Source organism: Pseudoalteromonas sp. AOP7-A1-14, from assembly GCF_052376275.1.
Lineage (GTDB): Bacteria > Pseudomonadota > Gammaproteobacteria > Enterobacterales > Alteromonadaceae > Pseudoalteromonas.
Map to the genome: position 1 here is coordinate 38,150 of NZ_JBQSVO010000007.1, position 23,701 is coordinate 61,850.

Annotated in this window: 20 protein-coding genes; 10 read left to right on the plus strand and 10 right to left on the minus strand. The window is 38.7% G+C overall.

Features of this window, described 5'->3' with window-relative positions; all coding sequences use genetic code 11:
- Window position 1: 1 nt before the first annotated feature.
- The 3 genes from ACT3RM_RS02525 (at window position 2) to ACT3RM_RS02535 (ending at window position 2,540) form a co-directional block, all read left to right on the plus strand.
- Window positions 2–658: a 3-oxoacid CoA-transferase subunit B gene (locus ACT3RM_RS02525; protein ID WP_441834777.1), complete on the plus strand. Its 657-nt coding sequence runs from the start codon at window positions 2–4 to the stop codon at window positions 656–658.
- Window positions 659–916: 258 nt separating this feature from the next.
- Window positions 917–1,795 (plus strand): LysR family transcriptional regulator, encoded by an 879-nt coding sequence (locus ACT3RM_RS02530; RefSeq protein WP_441834778.1) that lies wholly within the window; start codon window positions 917–919, stop codon window positions 1,793–1,795.
- 268 nt (window positions 1,796–2,063) lie between these two features.
- Window positions 2,064–2,540 carry a hypothetical protein gene (locus tag ACT3RM_RS02535; RefSeq protein ID WP_441992954.1) on the plus strand — a complete coding sequence of 159 codons (477 nt, stop codon included), beginning with the start codon at window positions 2,064–2,066 and terminating at the stop codon, window positions 2,538–2,540.
- A gap of 85 nt (window positions 2,541–2,625) precedes the next feature.
- Here the strand turns inward: ACT3RM_RS02535 and msrA are convergent, their stop codons facing one another.
- Complete coding sequence (gene msrA / locus ACT3RM_RS02540) at window positions 2,626–3,870, minus strand: peptide-methionine (S)-S-oxide reductase MsrA (RefSeq protein WP_441835036.1); 1,245 nt, start codon at window positions 3,868–3,870, stop codon at window positions 2,626–2,628.
- Between the two features lie 214 nt (window positions 3,871–4,084).
- Between msrA and ACT3RM_RS02545 the strand changes: the two genes are divergently transcribed.
- From ACT3RM_RS02545 to ACT3RM_RS02565, 5 genes are all read left to right on the plus strand, one after another.
- A complete protein-coding gene (locus ACT3RM_RS02545) occupies window positions 4,085–5,602 on the plus strand; it encodes a leucyl aminopeptidase (protein WP_441835018.1) in 1,518 nt (505 codons plus the stop codon).
- A 217-nt stretch (window positions 5,603–5,819) separates the two neighbouring features.
- Window positions 5,820–6,476, plus strand: a complete 657-nt coding sequence (pxpB, locus tag ACT3RM_RS02550) for a 5-oxoprolinase subunit PxpB (protein ID WP_441835019.1) — start codon at window positions 5,820–5,822, stop codon at window positions 6,474–6,476.
- Between the two features lie 2 nt (window positions 6,477–6,478).
- A complete protein-coding gene (locus ACT3RM_RS02555) occupies window positions 6,479–7,414 on the plus strand; it encodes a biotin-dependent carboxyltransferase family protein (RefSeq protein WP_441835020.1) in 936 nt (311 codons plus the stop codon).
- A 265-nt stretch (window positions 7,415–7,679) separates the two neighbouring features.
- Window positions 7,680–9,353: an asparagine synthase B gene (gene asnB / locus ACT3RM_RS02560; RefSeq protein WP_441835021.1), complete on the plus strand. Its 1,674-nt coding sequence runs from the start codon at window positions 7,680–7,682 to the stop codon at window positions 9,351–9,353.
- Window positions 9,337–10,185, plus strand: coding sequence for a PhzF family phenazine biosynthesis protein (locus tag ACT3RM_RS02565; RefSeq protein ID WP_441835022.1), 849 nt, complete (start codon window positions 9,337–9,339; stop codon window positions 10,183–10,185). The genes asnB and ACT3RM_RS02565 overlap by 17 nt, the downstream gene beginning before the upstream one ends.
- Window positions 10,186–10,262: 77 nt before the next feature.
- On the opposite strand, the gene ACT3RM_RS02570 is transcribed toward ACT3RM_RS02565, so the two are convergent.
- From ACT3RM_RS02570 to ACT3RM_RS02580, 3 genes are read right to left on the minus strand one after another with little or no spacing between them, the layout of a single operon-like run.
- Window positions 10,263–10,643: a DUF2750 domain-containing protein gene (locus ACT3RM_RS02570; protein ID WP_441835023.1), complete on the minus strand. Its 381-nt coding sequence runs from the start codon at window positions 10,641–10,643 to the stop codon at window positions 10,263–10,265.
- 59 nt (window positions 10,644–10,702) lie between these two features.
- Window positions 10,703–11,110: a DUF6228 family protein gene (locus tag ACT3RM_RS02575; RefSeq protein WP_441835024.1), complete on the minus strand. Its 408-nt coding sequence runs from the start codon at window positions 11,108–11,110 to the stop codon at window positions 10,703–10,705.
- A gap of 51 nt (window positions 11,111–11,161) precedes the next feature.
- A complete protein-coding gene (locus ACT3RM_RS02580; RefSeq protein WP_441994544.1) occupies window positions 11,162–11,641 on the minus strand; it encodes a YcxB family protein in 480 nt (159 codons plus the stop codon).
- A 320-nt stretch (window positions 11,642–11,961) separates the two neighbouring features.
- On the opposite strand from ACT3RM_RS02580, the gene ACT3RM_RS02585 reads away from it, so the two are divergent.
- Window positions 11,962–12,366 carry a DUF6678 family protein gene (locus ACT3RM_RS02585; protein ID WP_441835026.1) on the plus strand — a complete coding sequence of 135 codons (405 nt, stop codon included), beginning with the start codon at window positions 11,962–11,964 and terminating at the stop codon, window positions 12,364–12,366.
- A 77-nt stretch (window positions 12,367–12,443) separates the two neighbouring features.
- On the opposite strand, the gene egtD is transcribed toward ACT3RM_RS02585, so the two are convergent.
- Window positions 12,444–13,421 (minus strand): L-histidine N(alpha)-methyltransferase, encoded by a 978-nt coding sequence (gene egtD / locus ACT3RM_RS02590; protein ID WP_441835027.1) that lies wholly within the window; start codon window positions 13,419–13,421, stop codon window positions 12,444–12,446.
- Window positions 13,418–14,638, minus strand: coding sequence for an ergothioneine biosynthesis protein EgtB (gene egtB / locus ACT3RM_RS02595; RefSeq protein ID WP_441835028.1), 1,221 nt, complete (start codon window positions 14,636–14,638; stop codon window positions 13,418–13,420). The genes egtD and egtB overlap by 4 nt, the downstream gene beginning before the upstream one ends.
- 380 nt (window positions 14,639–15,018) lie before the next feature.
- On the opposite strand from egtB, the gene ACT3RM_RS02600 reads away from it, so the two are divergent.
- Complete coding sequence (locus tag ACT3RM_RS02600; protein ID WP_441835029.1) at window positions 15,019–16,596, plus strand: BCCT family transporter; 1,578 nt, start codon at window positions 15,019–15,021, stop codon at window positions 16,594–16,596.
- 118 nt (window positions 16,597–16,714) lie between these two features.
- Here ACT3RM_RS02600 and ACT3RM_RS02605 read toward each other — a convergent pair whose 3' ends face one another.
- The 4 genes from ACT3RM_RS02605 to ACT3RM_RS02620 form a co-directional block, all read right to left on the minus strand.
- Window positions 16,715–17,419 (minus strand): 3'-5' exonuclease, encoded by a 705-nt coding sequence (locus ACT3RM_RS02605; RefSeq protein WP_441835030.1) that lies wholly within the window; start codon window positions 17,417–17,419, stop codon window positions 16,715–16,717.
- Window positions 17,409–19,319 carry a DUF294 nucleotidyltransferase-like domain-containing protein gene (locus ACT3RM_RS02610; protein WP_441835031.1) on the minus strand — a complete coding sequence of 637 codons (1,911 nt, stop codon included), beginning with the start codon at window positions 19,317–19,319 and terminating at the stop codon, window positions 17,409–17,411. The genes ACT3RM_RS02605 and ACT3RM_RS02610 overlap by 11 nt, the downstream gene beginning before the upstream one ends.
- 95 nt (window positions 19,320–19,414) lie before the next feature.
- Window positions 19,415–22,495 carry an efflux RND transporter permease subunit gene (locus tag ACT3RM_RS02615; protein ID WP_441835032.1) on the minus strand — a complete coding sequence of 1,027 codons (3,081 nt, stop codon included), beginning with the start codon at window positions 22,493–22,495 and terminating at the stop codon, window positions 19,415–19,417.
- A gap of 3 nt (window positions 22,496–22,498) precedes the next feature.
- On the minus strand, window positions 22,499–23,419 hold the full coding sequence (locus tag ACT3RM_RS02620) for an efflux RND transporter periplasmic adaptor subunit (protein WP_441994546.1): 921 nt from the start codon (window positions 23,417–23,419) through the stop codon (window positions 22,499–22,501).
- Window positions 23,420–23,701 lie beyond the last annotated feature (282 nt).

Genomic DNA, 23,701 nt, shown 5'->3' on the forward strand with positions numbered 1-23,701 from the left:
AATGGCATTATCACGTGAACAAGTTGCGATGCGCGTAGCAAAAGAACTACAAGATGGTTATTACGTTAATTTAGGCATTGGCATCCCTACTCTTGTGGCAAACTATGTTCCAGACGGTATCGAAGTAATGTTACAATCTGAAAATGGTCTATTAGGCATGGGTGCCTACCCGAGTAAAGATGAAGTTGATGCTGATATGATCAACGCGGGTAAAGAAACCGTGACAGCAGCGACAGGAGCTGCCATATTTAATAGTGCAGATAGCTTTGCCATGATACGGGGTGGTCATGTAGACTTAACTGTATTGGGCGCGTTTGAAGTAGACCAGCATGGCTCTATTGCATCGTGGATGATCCCTAAAAAGCTGATAAAAGGCATGGGCGGCGCGATGGACTTAGTCGCTGGTGCAAAAAATATTATTGTTACGATGACTCATGCTAGTAAGCATGGAGACTCTAAGTTATTAGAAAGTTGCACTTTACCGTTAACTGGGGTTAACTGTGTAAAGAAAATCGTAACTGATTTAGCCGTGCTTGAAGTAAAAGGCGGCGCATTTCATCTAATTGAACGTGCACCAGGTGTCTCAGTCGATGAAATAATTAGTAAAACAGCAGGTAAATTACTTGTTGACGGTGACGTTCCTGAGATGGCTGTTTAAGCCACCAACTAACCCTGTACCGACCTCATTCCCAGTGCCAATGGCGCTGAGTTACCCAAAATCCCTCGCAAGAGGGATTTTTTTTAGTTATTATTCACAGCCTATTTGCACTTCTATGATGCACATTTTATTTTAAAACATTATTTTGGTAATAAAATGCTGATATGATCACTCATTATTGGGCTATTATACACTTAACAAGTTGGGTCATTAATTGCTTAACTTATAATATTAATGAATGGATGAAATAGAGTTATTATGCAAACGCCTATTCGTGGATTACGCTCATTTTGTGTCGCAGCAAAAAGCTTAAGTTTTAAAGAAGCTGCAAATCAGCTATTTTTAACCCCTTCAGCCGTAAGTCATCAGATAAAGCAATTGGAAGAACAATTAGGTATAGATCTATTCGAGAGACAAACTCGCTCAATTAGTCTCACCTCAGCCGGTAAAAACTTTTACGATTCCGTATCGCCTTTAGTTAAAGCACTTGAAAGTACTATTAATGAATTTAGTCAGCTACAAGAAAACGTTAGTATTAGCATCACCCTACCTGAGTTTTTTGCCAGCGAATTATTAATGCCTAAACTGAGTGCATGGACTACCGAGCATCCTAATATTAATTTACAGCTAAATACCATGAAAACCAGAAAAGAACTGAGTCAGCTAAGCGATGTATCAGTTGTTTTATCATCATCCAAGCCTATTGACGGTTTAGTACATGAGTTATTCGCTCTTGAATATATCCCTGCATGTAATAAACAAAACCTACAGCGCTGGAAAGAAGATCCACTCGATGCTTTAAACCAAGTCCCACTGATCTTACATAAATCTCGTCCATGGTCTTGGCATCAATGGGCTGATCATGCGGGTGTTGATGATTTTTCACCTAAGCAAATTATCCAAATAGACAGTATGTTTGGGGTGACTCGCGCCGCCCAACAAGGTATGGGCATTGCTTTAATTCCTCTACCTATTAGTCAAACTTGGCTTGATGAAGAATGGCTCCATAAATTAACGGATATTCCATATAAAACGAAAGACAAATATTATCTTGTCCAGCATGAGTCTAACCAAAGTAACCCATCACTAGACTTATTTACAAAATGGATGGTAGATACGTTTCAGTATTTAAAATAGATATAAAATACCGTGGTGCTCTGTATTAGTGCATAAAGTAGGTAACTCTTGAACCCTACTTAATTATGCTCAACTTTAGCAACACCTCTTTGGAAGTTAAAATTTATTACAACTTTAATTTTGCTCTTTAAGTTAAGCATAAGACTAAAGTCTACAAGTTAGAAAAATTCACTCATTAGGTTTATTTTTATCGTTTGTCGCATTGAGGCTAAGATCCTAGAATTTAATTGTTGGCGATGAACACCAACTTAACCAGAGGATTTTTATTATGTTTAACCCACTTTTGAAACGCATTGCACTTACCGCTCTTTTAACTTGTTCAGCTGTAGCAGTCGCTGATCAAAGTGACTATAAGTTAATGGTTATTAAAGACTTGCAAACATCTCAGGCAATTATTTCAGGCCAGTACGAAACTGTATTAAGTAGTAATGTAGAACAAAGTATTGATTTAGAACGTAAATATGAACTTGCATTTAACCGCTGCGCCGCAAATATAAAAATGAAAAAATTTGTCGATGCAGAAACGTTATGTACACAGGCAATTACCTTACTAAAAAACAGTAAAGTACCTGGCTATAAGCGTCGTGAATTAACTTCTTTTGCATTAAGTAACCGTGGCATCGCACGTATAATGGCAAATAATAATACGGCTGGACTATCAGATTTTTATGAAGCAGTTAATGTTTCAGGTAACGATTTGGTTTCACATAACCTTAATCGCGCTAAACAGAATTTATCGCTTTAATACTAAATACCCTATACTAGACAAATAAAAACAGCGCTCTATGGCGCTGTTTTTATTTGTCTAAAGCTTTTAAATCTTGTAAAGATTAACTTTCTACCCGCGGCACAAACTCAAGTACTGTAGCGTTTATACAATAACGATCTTGACCCTGTGGCCCTTCGCCTGGGAACATATGTCCTAAATGTATTCCAGATGTTTTAGAACGAATTTCTATACGGCGCATACCCCAGCTATTATCTTCGTGCTCAGTGATATTACTTTCAATAGGATGAGTAAAGGATAACCAACCCGTGCCAGAGTCAAAACGCTCACGAGTATCAAATAAAGCTTCACCACTTAGCTTATCGATAAAAATACCATCCGGTGTATTTTTAAATTCTTTATATTCCTTACAATAAGGCCTATCTGTATCAGAGTCAAAAGCAACATCATAACCTTGACTATTACCTAACTTAAATGCGCCAAGTGCTTTATAAAAATCTTCACTGGTTACATAGCCTTGTCGTCCATAAACTTCTTCTCCATTTTCTATAAACAGTATAGTCGGAGTTGCCCAAGTTGCTGACTTAATTGTTAAACCGTCAAGTTGATCAGCTTTACGAAAAGTAACGGGAATAGAACCTTTATAATCGTTAAGCACCTCTTTTTTAAGCTTTTCACAATAGGGGCAGTAATCACGAGAATCTATAATAACAATGTGTTTTCCAGCTAATAATGCCTTGTTACTTACCTGCTCTTCTTGACGTTTTTCAAACACTACGCCAGTTGAGTGATCAGGGCAATATCCATTAGGGTTTTTGACCAAATAGTTTTGGTGATACTCCTCAGCCGGATAAAACGTAGTTAGCGGTTTAATGATTGTTTTAATTTCACCATAACCTGCTGCGGTAAGCTTTTTCTGATACTCATCTTTGATTGTATTTGCAGTAGCAAGTTGTTCAGAGCTGGAAGTCAGAACGGTTGAGCGATATTGCGTACCAATATCGTTGCCCTGACGATTTTTTTTAGTTGGATCATGGCCTTCAAAATAATTTTTCAATAAAGCTTCTGCGCTGATGATGGTACTATTAAAGGTAACTTTAACTACCTCAGCGTAATTATTTTCATCGTGCCTACGTGACGCTTTTGTAATTTCACGGTAACTAGCACGAAATCCGCTCCCATCTGCATAACCAGATTGTGCATCCAGTACGCCGTTTAATGCTTCGTAGCGTTTCTCTGCGCCCCAGAAACAACCAGAACCTAGTACCAATGTTTGCACATGCATGGTGGCTTGTGTTTTGCTGTTTTGAGCTGCGGTAGAGGAAAAAGTAACACCTGTACTGCCAATAACAAACAGAATAAAACCTGCCTTTGTTAATTTATTCAATATATTAATTCCTTACTAGGTAATTGCTTATTTTAGTAGACCATGCATTAAACAACTTTATTTCAAATTTATACTGCTTTAATCGCTAATTTTTGCACACTCAGCGTGTATAACTTAACCTTGTAGTCTAATTAAGGTACAACCCCTGATATTATAATTAAAAGGTATCATTATCATGAGTAAACTATTTAAAGCATCGGCTTTAGCACTAACAATGACATTAAGTACGCAGCTTAACGCCGCTGAGTTCAACTTTTCATCGAGCATTAATGACGAGGCGCAAGCGCTGGTCGTTTTTTATAGTAAAAATGAACAGCAGTACTCTTTAAGTACCCAAGATAAGCAACTTACAGAGCAGCTTAAGCGAGCAATTGAAATTGAAAAATTTACTGGCAAACTTGGCAGCGTAGTTGAGCTGTTAGCCCCGCACGACAGCGGTTTCGAACGTATACTGATTGTCGGCACTGGTGAACAAGACTCTTTTGATAAAGCGGCGGCAGCAAAGTTAGGAGGAGATATTCATGCTCGCCTACTAAAAAATAAAACGACAACAGCAAGTGTTGCATTTGAAGGTATAAAAGGAACTATTAATAATAGTGATTTAGCTGCAAACTTTGCTCATGGTATCAACTTACGTGATCATCGCTTTGAAAAATACAAACAAAAACCGAGCATAAATACAGTTAACTATACCTTTGATGTTAACGATTCTAAAACCACTGATAAGATGTATTCAGTACTTAAAAGCATTCAAGCTGGTGTTTTCTTGGCGCGAGACTTAACCTCTGAAGTTCCCACTGAAATGACCCCTGTTGATTTTGCGAATGCGGCTAAAAAACTTCAAGAATTAGGGGTTGAGGTAAAGGTTTTAGAACCCTCAAAAATGAAAGAGCTTGGCATGGGAGCACTTGAAGCTGTTGGCCGTGGTAGCGAACAAGGATCACGACTCATTGTTGCACACTACAAAGGCTCAAATGATACTCCTATTGCTTTAGTCGGAAAAGGAATTACCTTTGACTCTGGTGGTTATAGTATAAAGACTGGCTCGTCAATTGCGCGGATGAAATCGGACATGGCAGGTGCTGCTGCGGTATTAGGCACCGTAAAAGCAATGGCCTTAGCCAAAGCGGACAAGAATGTTGTAGCCGTAATGGGCATGGCAGCTAATATGGTCTCACAGTTTTCTGTCGCACCAGGTGATGTAGTTAATACTGCTGAAGGATTAAGTGTAGAAATTTTAAATACTGACGCTGAAGGACGCTTAGTGTTGAGCGACGCAATGTGGTATGCACGTGAGTACTATAAACCTGAGATTATGGTTGATATAGCGACGTTAACAGGGTCAAAAATTGGCGCTGTAGGAAACGATTACGCAGCAGTATTTTCTTCAGATGATGAACTTGTGACTGAATTAACCTTTGCGGGTAAACAAGTGAATGAAAATTTATGGCGCTTACCTTTAGGCTATAAAGAAACCCTTGAGTCACCTATTGCTGACCTTACAAATATTGGTTCTAGCGGTCCTGGGGCAACAACAGCAGCAAGCTTTTTAGAGCATTTCGCTGGAGAAACTCGCTGGGTACACCTTGATATAGCTGGTAATGCGCTAGCGACTAAAGGTAAAGGAGAAATCTCACCAGGAGGTACAGGTTACGGAGTTCGTTTATTAAGTGAATGGCTATTAAAAGACTAAAGCCATTTGACTGCGCATAAGTGTTAGGCTTACATTTATGCGTAGTCACTTATATATACCCAAACAGCCTCAAAATGTCTTGCCTAAATCACTTTTTAATTCTAACTGAAACTCACATCTTTAGATCGCTTGGATATATAACAATAAATAACGCTATCAACATTTTATGTCATTTGTGTTAGCTTAGTTTAATCAATTATTAATAAAGTTATAAGTGATGACTAAAGACTTAAGCGTAGCTACCTATATTCTTAGTAATAACAGCTTACTTTTAGATGCAACACATCTTGGTGATAACATCTTATCGATTCAAAAAAAAATTTGGGCTTTGGTTGCCAAATGTAATGAATCTAAAGCTTTTGTAGATGTAGTCCCTGCAATGAATTCATTAACCGTGTATTTAATAAATAGTGATGAGCTAACTTTTTGGCAAACGACCTTAACAAATTGGTGGCAAGAAGTAGATGAAAAGCAGCATCAAGGTTCGCACCACAAAATAATAACCCGCTATGGTGGTGTTCATGGCCCTGATTTAGATTACGTTGCACAAGTACATAAATTATCGGTATCTCAAGTTATCCAATTACACAGCCAGGTACATTATCAGGTGTTGTTTTTAGGCTTCCAACCAGGTTTTGCTTATTTACACGGGCTCGATAAGAAGCTCACCACCCCAAGACGCAGCGAGCCACGCACCCGCGTACCAAAAGGCTCGGTTGCTATTGGTGCCAATCAAACCGCTATTTATCCTGCTGACTCACCTGGAGGCTGGCATATTATTGGTCATACAAATCATCCTTTATTTGACACCAGTAAAGAAACACCTTGCACTATAGCACCCGGTGACACACTAGAATTTGTAGTTGAGGATTAACCATGCTGACAATTATTAAACCTGGAATACAAATGAGTGTACAAGATGCTGGCCGCGCAGGTTTTCGACACCTTGGCGTGGCTAAATCAGGTGTACTTGATAAGTATTCACAAATTATTGCTAATCGACTTGTTGATAATACTGATAATGCCCCGGTAATTGAAATTACTTTAGGTTTAGCTGAATTAAAATTCCAATGCGACACGAGCATTGCTTTACAAGGCGCTGACTTAAAAGCAAAACTGGATGACACCCCCATTTACCCCGGCTGGCGACATGAAGTAAAACAAGGTCAAACGCTTACCTTTGCCTCTGCACGTAATGGATTTAGGTGTTATTTAGCTGTTAAAGGCGGTATTGATGTGTCAACTGTGATGAATAGCGCATCAACTGATTTAGGCGCTGATTTTGGCGGCTTCAATTCTCGCGCATTGGCAAGCGATGATAAGCTTACGTTTGGAAACTTCAATACACAACCCAACCCTCAACCAGAAAAAGGGGCTATGGCTCCGGCTAAACGTCGTATTATTCGTCTGCATTCCAGCGCCCACAGTGAACTTATTGGCAAGGAAAAACTCAATGAGTTTATTAATAAAAAATGGCAAATTACCCCGCAAAGTAACCGAATGGGGCTACGTTTATCTGCTGCCAACATATCTCTTGAGCATAACCATTCACTGCCATCATTAGGCGTTGAACCAGGGAGCATTCAACTACCGCCTAATGGTGAACCCATTATATTACTTAATGACTGTCAAACGACTGGTGGTTACCCGTTACTCGGTACCGTAATAAGCGCAGATCTACATCAGTTTGCACAGTTTAAAACGGGTGATAATGTACAATTTGAATATGTTGATTTAGCAACTGCTGAGAAAGCCCAGCGAAAACTAGACAGCCATTTAAACCAATGGATGATTGCTTTACAAAAAAATTAATTATCAACGCACCAAAATGGCGCGCACTGCATAGTAAAATGTGTAGTGATAGCGCCGAAAGTGCTCACAATCGGTCTAGTAAATTCAAATGGCGAAATAACCCCCTCACCACCGACTATTTTGGTGCACCTAGCACTATAGTGGTGCATTAATTATTCTATATTTTTTCTAAAAGCTATGTGACTTAGTTAAATATTTCTGTTAAAACAAAGGTTAGCAGTTAGCGAATGGTTAGCTGCACACATAATTGGAATGAGGAGTCACTATGTGTTCAATTTTTGGGGTATTAGATATAAAGTCTGATCCTAGCAAATTGCGAAGCCAAGCAATTGAAATGTCAAAATTACTACGTCATCGCGGACCTGACTGGTCAGGTGTTTATTCATCAGACAAAGCTATTTTAGTGCACGAACGTTTAGCTATTGTCGGCGTATCAAGTGGTGCACAGCCTTTATATAACCCAGAAAAAACAAATATTTTAGCTGTTAATGGTGAAATTTATAACCACAAAGAGCTAGCAGCAAATTTAGAAACCGATTTCACTTTTCAAACCCAATCTGACTGTGAAGTTATTTTAGCCCTATATAAACAAAAAGGGCCTGAGTTTTTAGATGACCTAAATGGCATTTTTGCTTTTTGCTTATACGATGAAGAGCAAGACGCCTACCTTATTGGACGCGACCATATCGGTATTATCCCGCTTTATACTGGGCATGACGAGCATGGTAACTTTTATGTTGCCTCTGAACTCAAAGCATTATCGCCTATTTGTAAGCAGATTGAAGAGTTTCCACCTGGTCATTACCTTTACAGTAAAGATGGTGAGCTTAAGCCTTATTACAAACGTGATTGGGAAACATTCGATGCAGTTAAAGATAACAGCGCACAAGCCCAAGACGTTAAAGAAGCATTAGAGGCGGCCGTAAAACGCCAGTTAATGTGTGATGTACCTTACGGTGTATTACTTTCTGGTGGTTTAGACTCTTCTGTAATTTCAGCAATCACACAGCGCTTTGCTGCTAAACGTGTTGAAGATAACGACGAAAGCGATGCATGGTGGCCAAGACTTCATTCGTTTTCTGTTGGTCTTGAAGGTTCACCGGATTTAGCTGCAGCACAAAAAGTAGCTGATAAGATTGGTACAATTCACCACCCTATCCATTTTACGATTCAAGAAGGTATAGACGCGCTTAAAGAAGTGATTTACCACATTGAAACTTATGATGTAACAACAATTCGTGCATCAACCCCAATGTATTTAATGGCTCGTCAAATTAAAGCTATGGGTATTAAAATGGTACTATCAGGCGAAGGCGCTGATGAATTATTTGGTGGTTACTTGTATTTTCATAAGGCGCCTAATGCAAAAGAGTTTCATGAAGAACTTAATCGCAAAGTATCAAAACTACATATGTTTGACTGCCTACGCGCCAATAAATCAATGGCGGCTTGGGGAGTTGAAGCACGAGTTCCTTTCTTAGATAAAGAATTTGTTGATACCGCCATGCGTATAAATCCAGAAGCAAAGATGTGTATAGATGAAAAAATCGAAAAACATATATTACGCGAAGGCTTTGAAGGTTACTTACCTGATGAAGTTTTATGGCGCCAAAAAGAGCAGTTTTCTGATGGCGTAGGTTACAGCTGGATAGATACTTTAAAGGAATATGTCGCTGAACAAGTAAGTGACCAAGACTTAGCTAACGCCCACTTCAAGTATCCTATTAATACGCCTGATTCAAAAGAAGCATATTTTTATCGCCGTATTTTTGAATCACACTTTCCAGGTGATGCCGCGGCTAAATGCGTACCACACGGTAAGTCTGTCGCATGTTCGACTCCTGAAGCGCTAGCTTGGGATGCATCATTTCAAAACAATGCAGATCCTTCAGGCCGTGCCTCAGGTATTCACAACGACGCCTATGCCCAAAAGAAATAATAAGTATCCTTACTTATTAGCCGGCTCACTGCACAAAGCAACCCGCTTTGTGCAGTTTGTGGGTATAGAGCGTGTTTTTTATCATACAAAGACACACCAACAAGGTTCATCTGCATTAATTGTTATTTATACACATGGATTGACTACATTCATGATGCAGAAAATAGCAAAAAAAACAGATCAACCCGCCACTGTTTTTTTAAATAAAGCCGATATATCCAAACCAAAATGTGCAATTAGGTGGTTTAATCCAAATAAAGAAATTCTTCGCTGCGGTCACGGTACATTAGCGGCGGCCTATTTTTTAAAAAAATACCAAGGGTATTGTCCGGCTGTATTTAGAAGGGGTAAAGGGATTGTAAGTAATGAAGAGTTTAAGATAATAAGTCAAAATGGCGCATTACAACTTCAACTAGCACCTATCATCAGTAACACTATTAACAATATTGAGATATTATCAAAAGCAGTTCCGGTAACTTTAAAGAGGCTTTATCAAACAACTGGCCATGAGGGTTATACAACGGCGTTAATTGATAGTGAAGTATCCCTAAAAAATTTAAAGGTTAACGTGGAACAGCTGAAGCTCCACCCTTTCGCTTTAATTATTTTACAAAAAACGAAAAACAAACGACATCAGACGCAATGGAGGTTTAGGTATTTTGCACCTTATTTTGGCGTCAACGAAGATAATGCAACAGGTTCAGCACTGAGTATAATAGCACCTATCATAAAATCACTAAGCGCCCAAACTCACGCCGTACTAATACAGGAGTCACCGAGCGGTGCTGTTATTAATTATCAATTAAAAAATAATGTCATCAATATCAGTTAACCTAGCACTTTTTATATAGCTATAAAGTACTCCTTTTAATAGCAAATGTGTCAATTTAAAGCTCAACATTATTTAATTTAAACGTATTGAGAGGTTTCTTGGTTTAAAAGTTCACTTAATACATCAGGTTCAATTTCATCAAATACCCATTGTTGGTTTGGAAACACTGCTATATTAATACTTTCGTTTTTAAAAAGTGGTAACCAGTAATCTATAAATTCATGTAACGATAGTTCACATACAGCGTAGTTCTCAATGCTATTTGTGAAAACGTCTGCATAATCGGGATGCGGCCACACAGGAACCGATTTCATGCCTTCAGCATTTATACAAAAAAAGAAACCGTCATCATTTTTCACACCCCAGAGTTGTTCCCAATCTGCGACTCGCTCAATAAAATGGCGACTGCGTTTTTCAGCACTTAAAGATAACACTGCACTGAATTGATGCTCATTCATTTTATATGGCATAAAAACCAAACGCTCACTATATAAATTAATACAACAAATTGTAAATTTTATTCTATTACTGTTGGATGAAAAAAGGTTTCTGCTTCAGAAATCAAATGCTCTAATTGTCCAGACTCTATAATAAGTGAAACTTGGGTACTCCAAAAAGGCTCCCACGTCCCTGTACATAGTTTTGCTGTTAAAGTTATATGGCCTGTTTTGTCAGAAGTTGCGAAAAGCTGAAACTCCCCTTCGAGGGCACTCCAGGATTTTTCACCTTCCCAGCCATTTCTATTTTGAAATAACTGATTGAAAAAATCTATCGGACTTTCACCGTATACATGATTAGTAACACGAATATTAGCACTTAATTCGTTCCCGATTAAGGATACACAATAAAAATCAACCCAGCCTTGGGAATTAACTTCTGGTGAATGTAATTCTATTGATATATTTTCTGTTGAGGTTATTTTCATTTGTATTGCTATAGTTTCCTATTGTAATTAGTAATTTAACTTACAATCTAATTAGGTTAATTCAGCAGGACCAACTTTTTCGCTCATTAAAGCTATAAAATCGTCATGCTCTGTTACAGCTCGTTTAGGTATTATATGAAAAAACTGATTGCTAATATAAATTAAGTAAAGATCTGGAGTATTAGCCCATTTATGAATCTCTTCCCATGTAAACTTACTGATTGTTTGGGAGTTCTTATGGGTAACATACTCAGGAGTTAATTCAACTTCAGTATAACTTGCTATCGCCTTATTTTGCGTAAAATGCTTTTTACTAATATAAGGCATGAGCCAAAGCTGGGCACCTAAGAAGCCTAAAAAGCCAAATACCAACGGTGTGAAAAACAATAAATACATGCCTGTTAGTAAACCCGCAACGAAAAAAATGCTTCCCATAGTTAGATAGATAGGTAGTAAAATTTTATTGTTTTTAACGCTTATTTTGACCGCTTGGTGAAACTCGGATTCTTTTAATGTATATTCAATTTTCAAACTTTAACCCTTTTTATGATTTATTTAATGTGCAAGTTTTATGAACCAAATGGTTTAGTGAGTTATTGATAAACACTTCTAACATTAATTTACCGAACGTACGCCCCATAGGTTTGACTATTTCATACAGGCTTTTGTTAATTATATAAATTTCCAACTTAGTCTAAACTGAATAGCTTACTGTTTACATAACCTTGGTAATCATACATGCTGTTCTTATAAAGCGCTGTCATTCATGTTTCATATTATATTGTGCCCTAATGGCTGTTTATGTTTGATAACACAGCAATCGTAAACTAAACCGTAAAGAGGCTTAATCATTGAGTAAAGTACAACAAAGAATCGACTCTGCAATTGCTAATTATTCTGTCGCTTTGATGAATAATACTAAATGGAAGCATGTTTTCAAAAAGCTAACAGAGTTTCAAATGATATTTCAAATAGCTTTTGTACGTGAGCATAAGTACGGATCATTACAAAAGATTCATACGTTAGATGTTATTGATGACCACTTAGCAGATGGGTGTGTATGCGGGGGACCTACGTACTTTAAGGAAATATATGCAGTGAAAATAATACGCTTTAACAAAAGCCAAAATGCTGCAACGGGAAGGTACGAGAATACAACAACATCAAGCAATGCATTTTTAGATAGCCTGCAAGCATTTGGTAGGTTCCCGATAGAAATAACCGAGGAAAATATTTATATACACGGGTATCAATAAGGTAACTACCGCTTGGTGAATTAAACACTCAGCTACAACAAACTATAACTGACTACGATTAGCTAAGCTTAATAGACTCAAATTGGCCTTAATAGGCATAAGGCAAAGTAGTTCTTATCATCTTGCCAGGTATTCTCTAATGACAAATTGGCTTGTTTGGCTAAGTTATTAAATGATTCGAGTGTGTACTTGTGCGAATTTTCAGTGTGTATACTCTCTCCTTTTTCAAACCTAACTGATTGACCATCAATAGTAACTGTTTGTGCGATATCACTGACTAAATGCATTTCTATACGACTATGTTGCTCATTAAAGCGCGATTCATGGCTAAAATGCTCGAGCATGAAAGTACCACCTAATTCATTATTAATACGCTGCAATAAATTTTTGTTAAATGCAGCAGTAATCCCCGCTTTATCGTCATAGGCATCAAGAAGCACTTGCCTTTGTTTAACCAAATCAATTCCGACCAATACATAGCCGCCTACACCACACAATCGGTTAAAGTTTTTTAAGATCTCGATTGCTTTTACTGGTGAGAAGTTGCCAATAGTAGAACCTGGAAAGTACACTAAGTTGGTCTGATTATCTAATGCATGCTCTACTGATAACTGTTTTACCATGTGACTGTCAGTAAAATCACCAAGCAATGGGCTGATTGCCAATGTTGGAAATAACGGGCCTAAATGTGCAAGAGAATAGTTCAACATTTCTGCAGATATTTCAAAAGGTACAAAATTTTTAACGGCTTTTAAATGTGCCAGTAAATAAGCAATTTTTTTGCCTGAGCCACAGCCTGGCTCTATTATTGATAAATTATCTGGCAATAACTGTGCAATAGCTTGGCTATGCTTAGTTAAAATTGAAAGTTCTGCTCGGGTTACATAATATTCATTTAATTCAGTTATTTGTTCAAAAAGAGCAGCGCCCGCATCATCGTAAAAGTATTTACATGGTAAGTTTTTTTGCTGTTGTACAAGTCCTGTAGTTACATCATTTAAAAAATCATTATCAATCATCTCAGTTAACTTAAAGTCACCTTGAATTTGGTTCATAATTTATCCTTAGCGAGTCTAATTCCGCTTTGCATCCATGCTTGATGTGCATAGTAAAAGTTACGATAGCTAACACGTAAGTGTTTATCTGGAGTTAGTGCGCAACCACCACGTAGTACCATTTGGTTACTCATAAACTTTCCGTTGTACTCACCAGCAACACCAGCAATAGGTTGAAATCCGGGATAGGGTAAATAACTACTGTTTGTCCATTGCCAACAGCAATCATCCAACTGAGAAAATAAAGCACGCTCAGGCGAACTCGCCGCTCGCTCCCACTCAAACTCAGTAGGCAGACGAGCATCGGCAAAGGCCGCATAAGCACTGGCTTCATAAAAAGAAACATGTGAAACAGGGGCATTTAAATCAAGTTTTTTTAAGCCATGTAAAGTAAACTCAAACCAACACCCTTCTATTAAATGCCAATAAAGCGGTGCTTTAGTATCGAGTGTATTAATATGTGCCCACCCATCACTTAGCCAATACTCTGGATTCTGATAGCCTTTCGCTTCTATAAAGGCTAAGTATTCACCATTTGTTACCAGCCTATTAGCTAAACTAAAGTCATGGCTCAATACTTGGTGGCAAGGTCTCTCATTGTCATAACTAAAGCCTTCACTCATCGCTCCAATATTAATTATAGATTGGTCAAAGTCGTAAAATACCATTGCAGATGATGAAGTGTGTTTACTGGGTTTATCGTCATTTTTGCGGTAGCTTGGAAAAATAGGGTTAACTGAAAAGTTATACTTTATATCCATTAACATTAATTCTTGGTGCTGCTGCTCATGATTAATGCCCAACTCAACTATTTCAAAGTGCTCATGATTAACTGTTGCACTTAAAAGTGTGGTTACTTGGTTATCTATATATTCACGATAACTTAGGATATCAGTCAAGCTCGGTCTTGATAAGCAGCCCCGCTGGGCACGACTAAATTGCGAACCAATGCCGTTATAATAAGAATTAAATAACACGGTGTAATATTTATTAAACTCAGTGTAATTGGCCATGTGGGCCTTGAGTAAAAACGTTTCAAAAAACCAACTTGTATGGGCTAAGTGCCACTTGCTAGGACTTACATCTGCCATTGCCTGTAATTGGCAATCCTCTGTTGATAAATCACTTATAATGCTTCGTGTTACTTGTCGCGTTTGTTTAAAACGTAAAATAAGTGACTCGTTGAGTGTCGATGCAGTTATCCTTTGATCTATCATTTTATTATTCTGCCTTTATCCTTGCCTAACTAGAAATAAAATAGGCCTCTATTCTTTTAAATCATATTTAGATGACACCCAGATTAATTGTTTATGCAAAATAGAGCTACCCCATTTATCATAAAAATTATTTATCACTAATTTAGTATAGTAGTAAATAGCTAACAGCTCATTATTTTTTATGAATATTACCTATTATTCAGATATTTAGCAGTGCTACTGTTTACATTTGTAATATACCACCTAAACTAATGGGGCACTTTCAAAATAATTTACCCAATTTTGGTATTATTTTTAAACGACATAACTAGTTTTGACTATATTAGAGTCCTATCAGCTGATCTAGCATCAAAATAGATAGCAACAACAAGAGGTATTACATGAGCGAAAACCATGATAAATACAGTATAGACAATACGGACTATACCGTAGGTCAAGATAATGTGAAAAAGTGGGGGTTTGATGTTCATAATCCCGTTTTTGGGTTCAGTGCGGGCTTAATTATCATTTTTTTACTCGCTGTCTTAATAACTGATGCTGAAACAGCGAAAGCCACCCTTGATGGTATCAAAAAAGATATAATTAATAATTTCGATGGCCTTTTTATGTGGGCTGCGAATTTCTTTGTATTATTTTGTATTGGCTTAATTGTTTCTCCTTACGGGAAAATTCGTTTAGGTGGTGATGAAGCACGCCCTACCTACACTAGATTGTCTTGGATGGCAATGTTATTTGCTGCAGGTATGGGTATTGGTTTAATGTTTTGGGGGGTCGCAGAGCCGCTAGCTTATTATACTGGGTGGTTCGAAACGCCACTGAATGTTGCAGCTAATACACCTGAAGCTGCAAAACTTGCCATGGGAGCAACCATGTTTCATTGGGGTTTACACCCATGGGCAATATACGCAGTAGTGGCCTTATCATTAGCCTTTTTCACATATAATAAAGGATTACCACTTTCAATTCGTTCTATTTTCTTTCCTATCCTAGGTGATAGAGTGTGGGGTTGGCCAGGACATATAATTGATATCTTAGCGGTACTTGCAACCCTATTTGGTCTTGCAACATCCCTAGGATTAGGTGCACAACAAGCCTCTGCTGGTATTAACCATGTATTTGGTACAGATGGTGGCATCGGCTTAGAAATAATTGTCATCGCGGCAGTGACACTACTCGCTGTATTTTCAGTTATTCGTGGTATTGATGGTGGCGTTAAATTATTAAGTAACGTTAATATGGGCCTAGCATTTGTATTATTACTATTTGTTTGTCTAGTAGGTTTTGCTGTTGCAGTGGGCAATCTTCCAAATACTATAATGGGCTATGTTGAAAATATTATTCCTCTTAGTAACCCTCACGGACGTGAAGATGAAGGCTGGATGCATGGCTGGACTGTAGCTTACTGGGCATGGTGGATTTCGTGGTCACCGTTTGTAGGTATGTTCATTGCTCGCGTATCTAGAGGACGTACTATTCGTGAGTTTTTAATTGCAGTATTACTTATCCCAACTCTAGTCACTGTGGTGTGGATGTCTATTTACGGTGGCATTGCGATTGATCAAGTTAAAGAAGGTATTGGCGAATTGGGTCAAAACGGTTTAACCGAGGTACCTCTGGCTATGTTCCAAATGTTTGACGTATTGCCGATGTCGCAAGTACTGTCATTTATTGCAATTGTATTAGTGTTAGTGTTCTTTATCACCTCATCTGATTCTGGGTCGTTGGTTATTGATTCTATCACCGCTGGTGGTAAAGTTGATGCGCCTGTACCTCAACGTATCTTTTGGGCCACCATTGAGGGCGTAATTGCTGCTGCACTCGTTTGGATTGGCGGCACTGAAGCTATTGAAGCATTACAAGCTGGTGCGGTGTCAACAGGCTTACCATTTACTATCGTACTTTTATTAATGTGTGTTAGTTTATTGCTAGGCCTTCGCACAGAGCCTCGCCCTAAATAAGTGATTTAACAAATTAGTAAACAACAAAACGCCGCATTTTTGCGGCGTTTTTTATTGGTATAAATTTATTAATATGAATATGCAGTTTGAAATGTTGCGATATAAATACGCCTCTATATCAAACCCAAAGAGCTGATAGCGGTGTGTCAGGCCGATAATGGTGACATAACTGTGCTTGCAATAACTCTGCGGTTGCCAACGCGTCTGTTAACGCATTATGGCTATTATATGCTGGTAATGAATAGCGCGCACGTGTATCACCTAAGCGTAACGAATCGAGCTTAGTATTAAATATCTTCCCTAATAAGCCTTGTCGTGCTTGTAAAGCGCGCTTTTCAATTTCCATCGTGTCTATAACGGCAAACTCAATACCCTCTCCTAGTCTTGCTAATAAGGCTTTATTTAAAAAATGCCGCTCAATTGCACCAAAATGTACTACTATAATTTTACCGGTTAACGCTGCTAATAACTGATTTAAAATAACACTTAAATCGGGTGCATCATTAACCTCTGAATGAGTTATACCATGTATAACAATCGACTTTTCTTTTAAGTCTTGTCGTGGCTGTACTAACCAATGCGCACTTTCTCGGCAATAAATACGTGCAAGCGTAAACGGCACTAACCCAACGCTTACAATATCATCACTTTTGAAGTTTAGACCGGTCGTCTCAAAATCTAACGCCACCATAGGGACTTCATTAATAGCTAAGTTGCCATCACTTATGCTGTGCTTATAAAAGCTTTGTAACTGTTGATCACAAGCGCTTGCAAATAATTGCTTATAGCGACTATGCCAGTTTACTTTTTGCTTATTTACCATTTAATACTGTCATACTTGTATTGGCCAAATAACTATACTTTAAGTAACTCTGTGCTTTTTCTAAAATAGCAAAGGCTTCTTTTAAGTTGCGCTGTTCAAATGGTGATAGTAAATGCGGGTCTAAATCATTGTCTGGTGCTTCACCCTGTTCTATTTGCCATGCTTGATGACGAATACGCATCATGGCAATGTATTCAAGCGCATCACGTAAGTCTTGTCCTTTGCCCTCAGGTAATAGTTTCGCTGCGATAATATCTTCAAGGCGTTCAAAAGAATTTTGCTTTCTTGAACCCACCGCAAGAGCATGCACTCGAATAACATCCGATAACGGCGCAGTGCCTCGACGCTTTAAATTCATTGCACGTTTATGCTGGCCATTATGCTCAAGTACAAAACCTTTAAAAAAGCCAAGTGGAGGTGTCCTGTTACGCGCATTTGCAGCCATGTTAGCTAAAAACCGTTTGTTTTGTCGCCCCGTTCTTCCCACATAGCTTTTTAGTTCATCGGCCCATTTTAATTTACCCCACACACCATCTAAATCAAAGAAAATGGAGCTATGTAACAGCGATTGTGGTTTAGGCTCTTTAATCCAACTGGCAAACTGCTCGCGCCATTGATCTCGTGTCAGACGCCACTTTTTAAAAGACGCCATTATCTCCCCAGTACAATAGGTATAACCACACAAAGCTAAACCGTCACAAACAAAATCGGATAGTTTTTGAAAGTAGCCATCATGGAGTTTTTCATCAAAGCTATTATCTAAAATCAAAGCGTTATCTTGGTCAGTTACAATCAACTGCTCGTCTCGTGCCATTGAGCCAAGTGCAATAAAGCAATAAGGAACGGGTGGTGGGCCATATTTTTCTTCAGCTAACTGCAGTAATTTTTGTTTAAAGGTACGGCCAATAACAGCCATTGCTGTACCAACCATGTGCGAGTTAGCATCTTCGTTAACCATACGAACAAATACATTGGGTACTTGGCGGGCATAATGAGTTAAGTCCTCAATCGATTGCTGAGCTAATATCCCACGTACTAATAGTAAGCTACTTTGTGACTCGTGACGTAAAATATCCGATAAAGAAATAACACCAATAGGTTTACGTTTATGGACAACAGGTAGATGGTGCAAATTTTCACGAAGCATCGCAAGAACCGCTTCAAACACATAGGCATTAGCATCTAATAAAACTAAGTTTGTTGACATAATTTCATCAGCCCGAGTGTCATACGTCATGCCCTTGGCGATCACTTTACTACGTAAATCTCGGTCTGTAATGATACCCACAACTTGACCATCATCTTCTTCTGGGTCATCGCTTAGTTGTTTTTGTGCATCGGTAACTAAAACTGACGATACCGATTCTTGGGTCATTAATTCAGCAACGTCTCTTATTGAAGCATCATTAGGGGCCGTTACTACCCCTCGATGCAGTAACGATTTAATTTTTGCGGTGGTTAAATCATTACTGTCGGCTTGCTCTAAAATTGCTTGATGCAAGCGCACATTACCATCAGATTCAAAATAATCTGCGAAAGCATCAAACTCACTACAATAATGCTCAAAAAGCTCTGCATTAATGCAATACACTAACGTGTCTTCAAGGGCTTTGGCGGGGAATCGTACTTTACGATTCATTAGTAGTCCCATTTGACCAAAAATTCCACCAATTGCTAAACGATTATATAATTCGCCATCACGGCGATACATTTCCACAGAGCCACTACGAATAATATATAAGTCGGCGATGTCTTCACCAAATTGCAAAATATCAGTACCGGCACGAAAATAACTTACCTCAATTTGTTGAGCGAGCTTGTTAAGCGCTTCAATAGGGAGTTTATCGAATGGCGGATGTACAGTTAAAAATTGTGCTACTTCAAATTGTTCGGTCTGCATAACAAGCATTCCTAATCGCGGTTTAGGCGTTAATTGTGTGCCTAATCGACTATTTTTTCAAAGAAAAATAGTCGATTTCAGATTTTAGTTGTAGCTCAGGTCATTTTATCAAGTTCTTGGGCTAATTGTTTAGACTCATCACCTCTAGGCGAAGTGAAGCGTGCAAGCCCTAAATAAATAACAGGAGTAAGGTAAAGCGTAAATAATACCGCAAGTGCAAGACCACCAAATACAACCCAACCGATGGCATTACGTGCCTCGGCTCCCGCCCCTGTTGATAATATAAGAGGTAGAGCACCCAATAGCGTAGATACTAAAGTCATGGTAATAGGTCTTAATCTAACTAAAGCGGCCTCTTCCACTGCTTTACGCACTGAGTTTCCTTGGTCACGAAGTTGATCAGCAAACTCGACCAATAAAATGGCATTTTTCGCAATTAATCCAATCAGCATGACTAAACCTATTTGCGAGTAAATATTTAAGGATGTACCTGTCAGATAAAGAGCTAAAATTGCTGAGGTGATGCCAAATGGCACAGTAATCATGACAACTACAGCACTATTTATACTTTCAAATTGTGCTGCAAGTACAAGTAAAACAATTAACAATGCTAAAATATAGGTTAGCAATATTTCATTACTGGTCTCTTCAAATGTAAGTGCTTCACCTTTAAACATTAAAGTAATACCATCGGGTAAAGAGGTATCAGATACGTCTCTAATGTGTGTTACTAGCTCTGCTAATGTTAAATCTTCCGGAAGCTCCATATCTACTTCAATAGAGCGACGCTGGGCGTGCCGTTCAAGTTCAGCGGCAACACCTTCCTCTGTTATTGTAGCGAGACTGCTTAATGGAACCAATCGACCATCAGCAGCACCTATATATAGGTTTGCTAAGTCGCTGGGATCATTAATTGTCTGGTTTTGAGCTTGTAGCATGATGGGTATAGATTGGTCACCTATATTTAAATCAGCCACATCCTCACCATTTATAGCAGCGCGCAAAGTAATAGCTATATCACTGAGCTCAACACCGAGATCTTCAGCTCTATGCCTGTCTATATTTACCCGTAGCTGTGGCTGGGAAGGTTGATAAGAAATACGTACCGGCGCAACGGCTGGAATTTTTTCTTCAAGAGCTGCAGAAAATTGTTGTGCTGCTTTAAATATTTGCAGGTAATCTTGACCTAATAAAGCGAGTTCAATTCCACCCCCTTGGCCACGTAAATTAAGACTATTAGAGCCAGATACTCGCCCTGGAGCTCCTGGAATAGCACTAACTGGTTCACGTATTTTATCGATAATTTCTTGTTGGCTAAATTGTCGTTCGTCCCAATGCTTCAATGGCACTGTAATTAATACAATATTAGGATCATATTGACCAACAACAGTATACATAGATTCGATTTCACCACTTTCAAGGTATGGCATTAAAGTATCTTCTATTTGCAGTGCCTGCCTGTCCATAAAATTTAGGCCAACGCCATCAGGGCCTCGCGCAAAAATACGGATTTCACCGCGATCCTCTGAAGGTAATAATTCATTGTCTAAATTTAAATAAAGCGCACCAGAACCTGTTGCAACTAAAACACAAACAGCGAACGTAAGCCAAGCATGATCAAGAACCCAATGTATTGACTTTGTGTAAATACGCGCAAGTATATGGCCAAATTTAGCGAATGGGTGAAAACCACCTGGCTTCAATTTTAATTTTGAAGTCAGTGCAGGTACTAATGATAAGGCAACAAAGCTTGAAATAATGACAGCGCCAGCAAGTACACCACCAAACTCTCTAAACAAACGCCCTACTGTTGATGGTAAAAAGGCAATCGGTACAAATACTGCAGCCAAAACAGCAGTAGTAGCTATTACAGCAAAAAACACTTCACGAGTGCCAATTACAGCGGCTGCCCTTCGGCCAAGCCCCAAACCACGCTGCCTTTGAATGTTTTCACTGACAACAATGGCATCGTCCACAATTAGGCCTGTAGCAAGAACTAGGGCGAGTAATGTTAAAATATTAATTGAAAAACCAAGTACCCATATTAACGCCAGCGATCCCACCAATGCAACAGGAATTGCAAAAGCAGGAACAAGCGTTGCCCGCCAAGAACCGATAAATACCCATAGGGTAATGATCACCAAAAGTACTGTTAAAACTAACGAAGTGATCACTTCTTTAACTGAGCTTCGAATAAATAACGCATCGTCAGATGTAAGAGTAAACTGTAATTCAGGAAAACGTGTGCGCATTCCATCTAATAAATTTAATACTTCATCTGAAATCTCAATTGTATTAGATTGCGCTTGACGGATAATTTCCAACCCGATAACTGGAACACCATTTAAGCGAACCATTGAAAGCGGATCTGCAGGGCCAAAGTAAACAGCGGCAACATCACCAATACGAGTATCACCCTGTATTATAATATCAGCTATTTGTTCAGCATTAATTGAAGTTGCATCAGCACGTACAATAATTTGCTGATCATTGGCTTTTAAGCTACCCGCAGGTACATCAAAGGGAGCTTCGAGAAGCACATCTGCTACGTCAGGCACGGTAAGGTTAAAACTGCTCAGTTTTAAAGGATCAATACGAACCCGCAAAACACGCTCTCTATCACCATTTAAGCGCACATCAGCCACGCCAGGAATGGTTAAAAATTGAGGCGCTAAATCTGTTTCAACACGTTCGGTTAGTGCCTCTAGAGATACTGTGTCACTTGAAACAGTTAAAGAGACAACAGCTTCAGCATCATCATCAGCCTTAATAATTGAAACCTGCTCTACGTCGTCAGGTAGTTCACGCTCTATTCTAGCAACTGATTCTCGGGTTTCGTTAGCTGCATTATCGAGATTAACCCCCGGGCGAAACTCAACCACAATACGTGAGTTACCTTCCTCACTTTGTGCGCGAATAGACTTAACGCCGCTTACACGAGCGACCGCGCCCTCTAATTTACTAGTAACTTCGGTATCTACTGTTTCGGGAGATCCTCCAGGAAATGCCGCACTAACCGTTATCTTAGGCATATCAACATCAGGAAGTTCACGCACCTCAACACCTGCAATTGCAGCAATACCAGCAATTATGATCAACAAATTTAAAACCACAATCAGCACTGGACGGCGAATAGCCATTGAGGGCAAATCGTTCATTAGTGGGAGTTGTTTCATAACTTACTCCTGAACGCTTGAACTGGTCGAGTTAAAAATTAGGTCCTGCTGAGAACGTAAAGTCTGTACACCTTCTACCACTAGTAAGTCATCAGTTTTTAAGTTACCGCTTACAAGCAGTCTTCCAGCTAAACGTTGAGCTATTTTCACATCAACACGCACTGCTTTTTTATCAATACTTTTCCATACATAAGGCCCCGTAGCTCCCCATAAAAGTGCAGCTTCAGGGATCACAGCAAAGTTATCCCCTTGGGACTGAATATGCACCCGAAAACTCATCCCTGGAATAAATTGTTGATTATTATTGTTAACTTTTGCTTTCACTCTCAATGTACGAGTTTGTGAATCTATCCGAGAGTCTAAATAAGCAACTTTAGCAGCAACCTGTTGTTCTCCCTGCCATGGAATAACCACAACTTCTCCCTCAGTTTTCAGTATATTTATTGCAGATTCGGGAGCATTAAAATTAATATAAAGTGAGCTAGTGTCATCGATTGTCGCAATAGCGGTTTGCGATGTTATCCGATCGCCTACTTCTACGTCGGTTAAACCCATAATACCACCAAATGGAGCAATTACGGTTCGATCCTCAAGTTCAGTTTCGGCTTGTGTTACAGCGACCTTTGCAAGCTCAAAAAGAGTTTTAGCATCATCTAAGTCACTTTGAGGCACGGCACCTTTAGCATGACTTTCAATTAATCGTTCAACCGTTCTTTGAGTATCATTAAAGGTTATTTTTGCTTCGCTAAGTGCTGTTTTTTGTCTACGTGAGTCAAGTTCTAACAGTATTTCACCTGCTTCAACTTTATCTCCTGGTGCAAAATGCACGGCCGTTACTTTATCTCCAACAGCAGGGTAAAGCGTCACCGAACGTATTGCTTCAGCGTCCCCAACTGCTTGAACTTTCTTTTCACTACGCTCCATCGTTATTGGTTTTACAATTACATTAGCTGCAATAGCTGTTCTTGCAAAAATTACACTAATAAAGATTAAAATACTGAATGATAAAAGTTGTCGCTGCAAAAGTTCACCTAAATGATAACTATTTTATTTATGTACGTAGTGTAACAACAGTAAGTTCAATGAAAAGAAAAGTTCGATTAATTAACATAATGCTGAGGTAAGTATAAAAAGGTGGCTAGGGTGAATAGCTAGATATAAAAAAAGCCCTACTAGGGCTTTTTTTAATTAGAACATACTGTATTA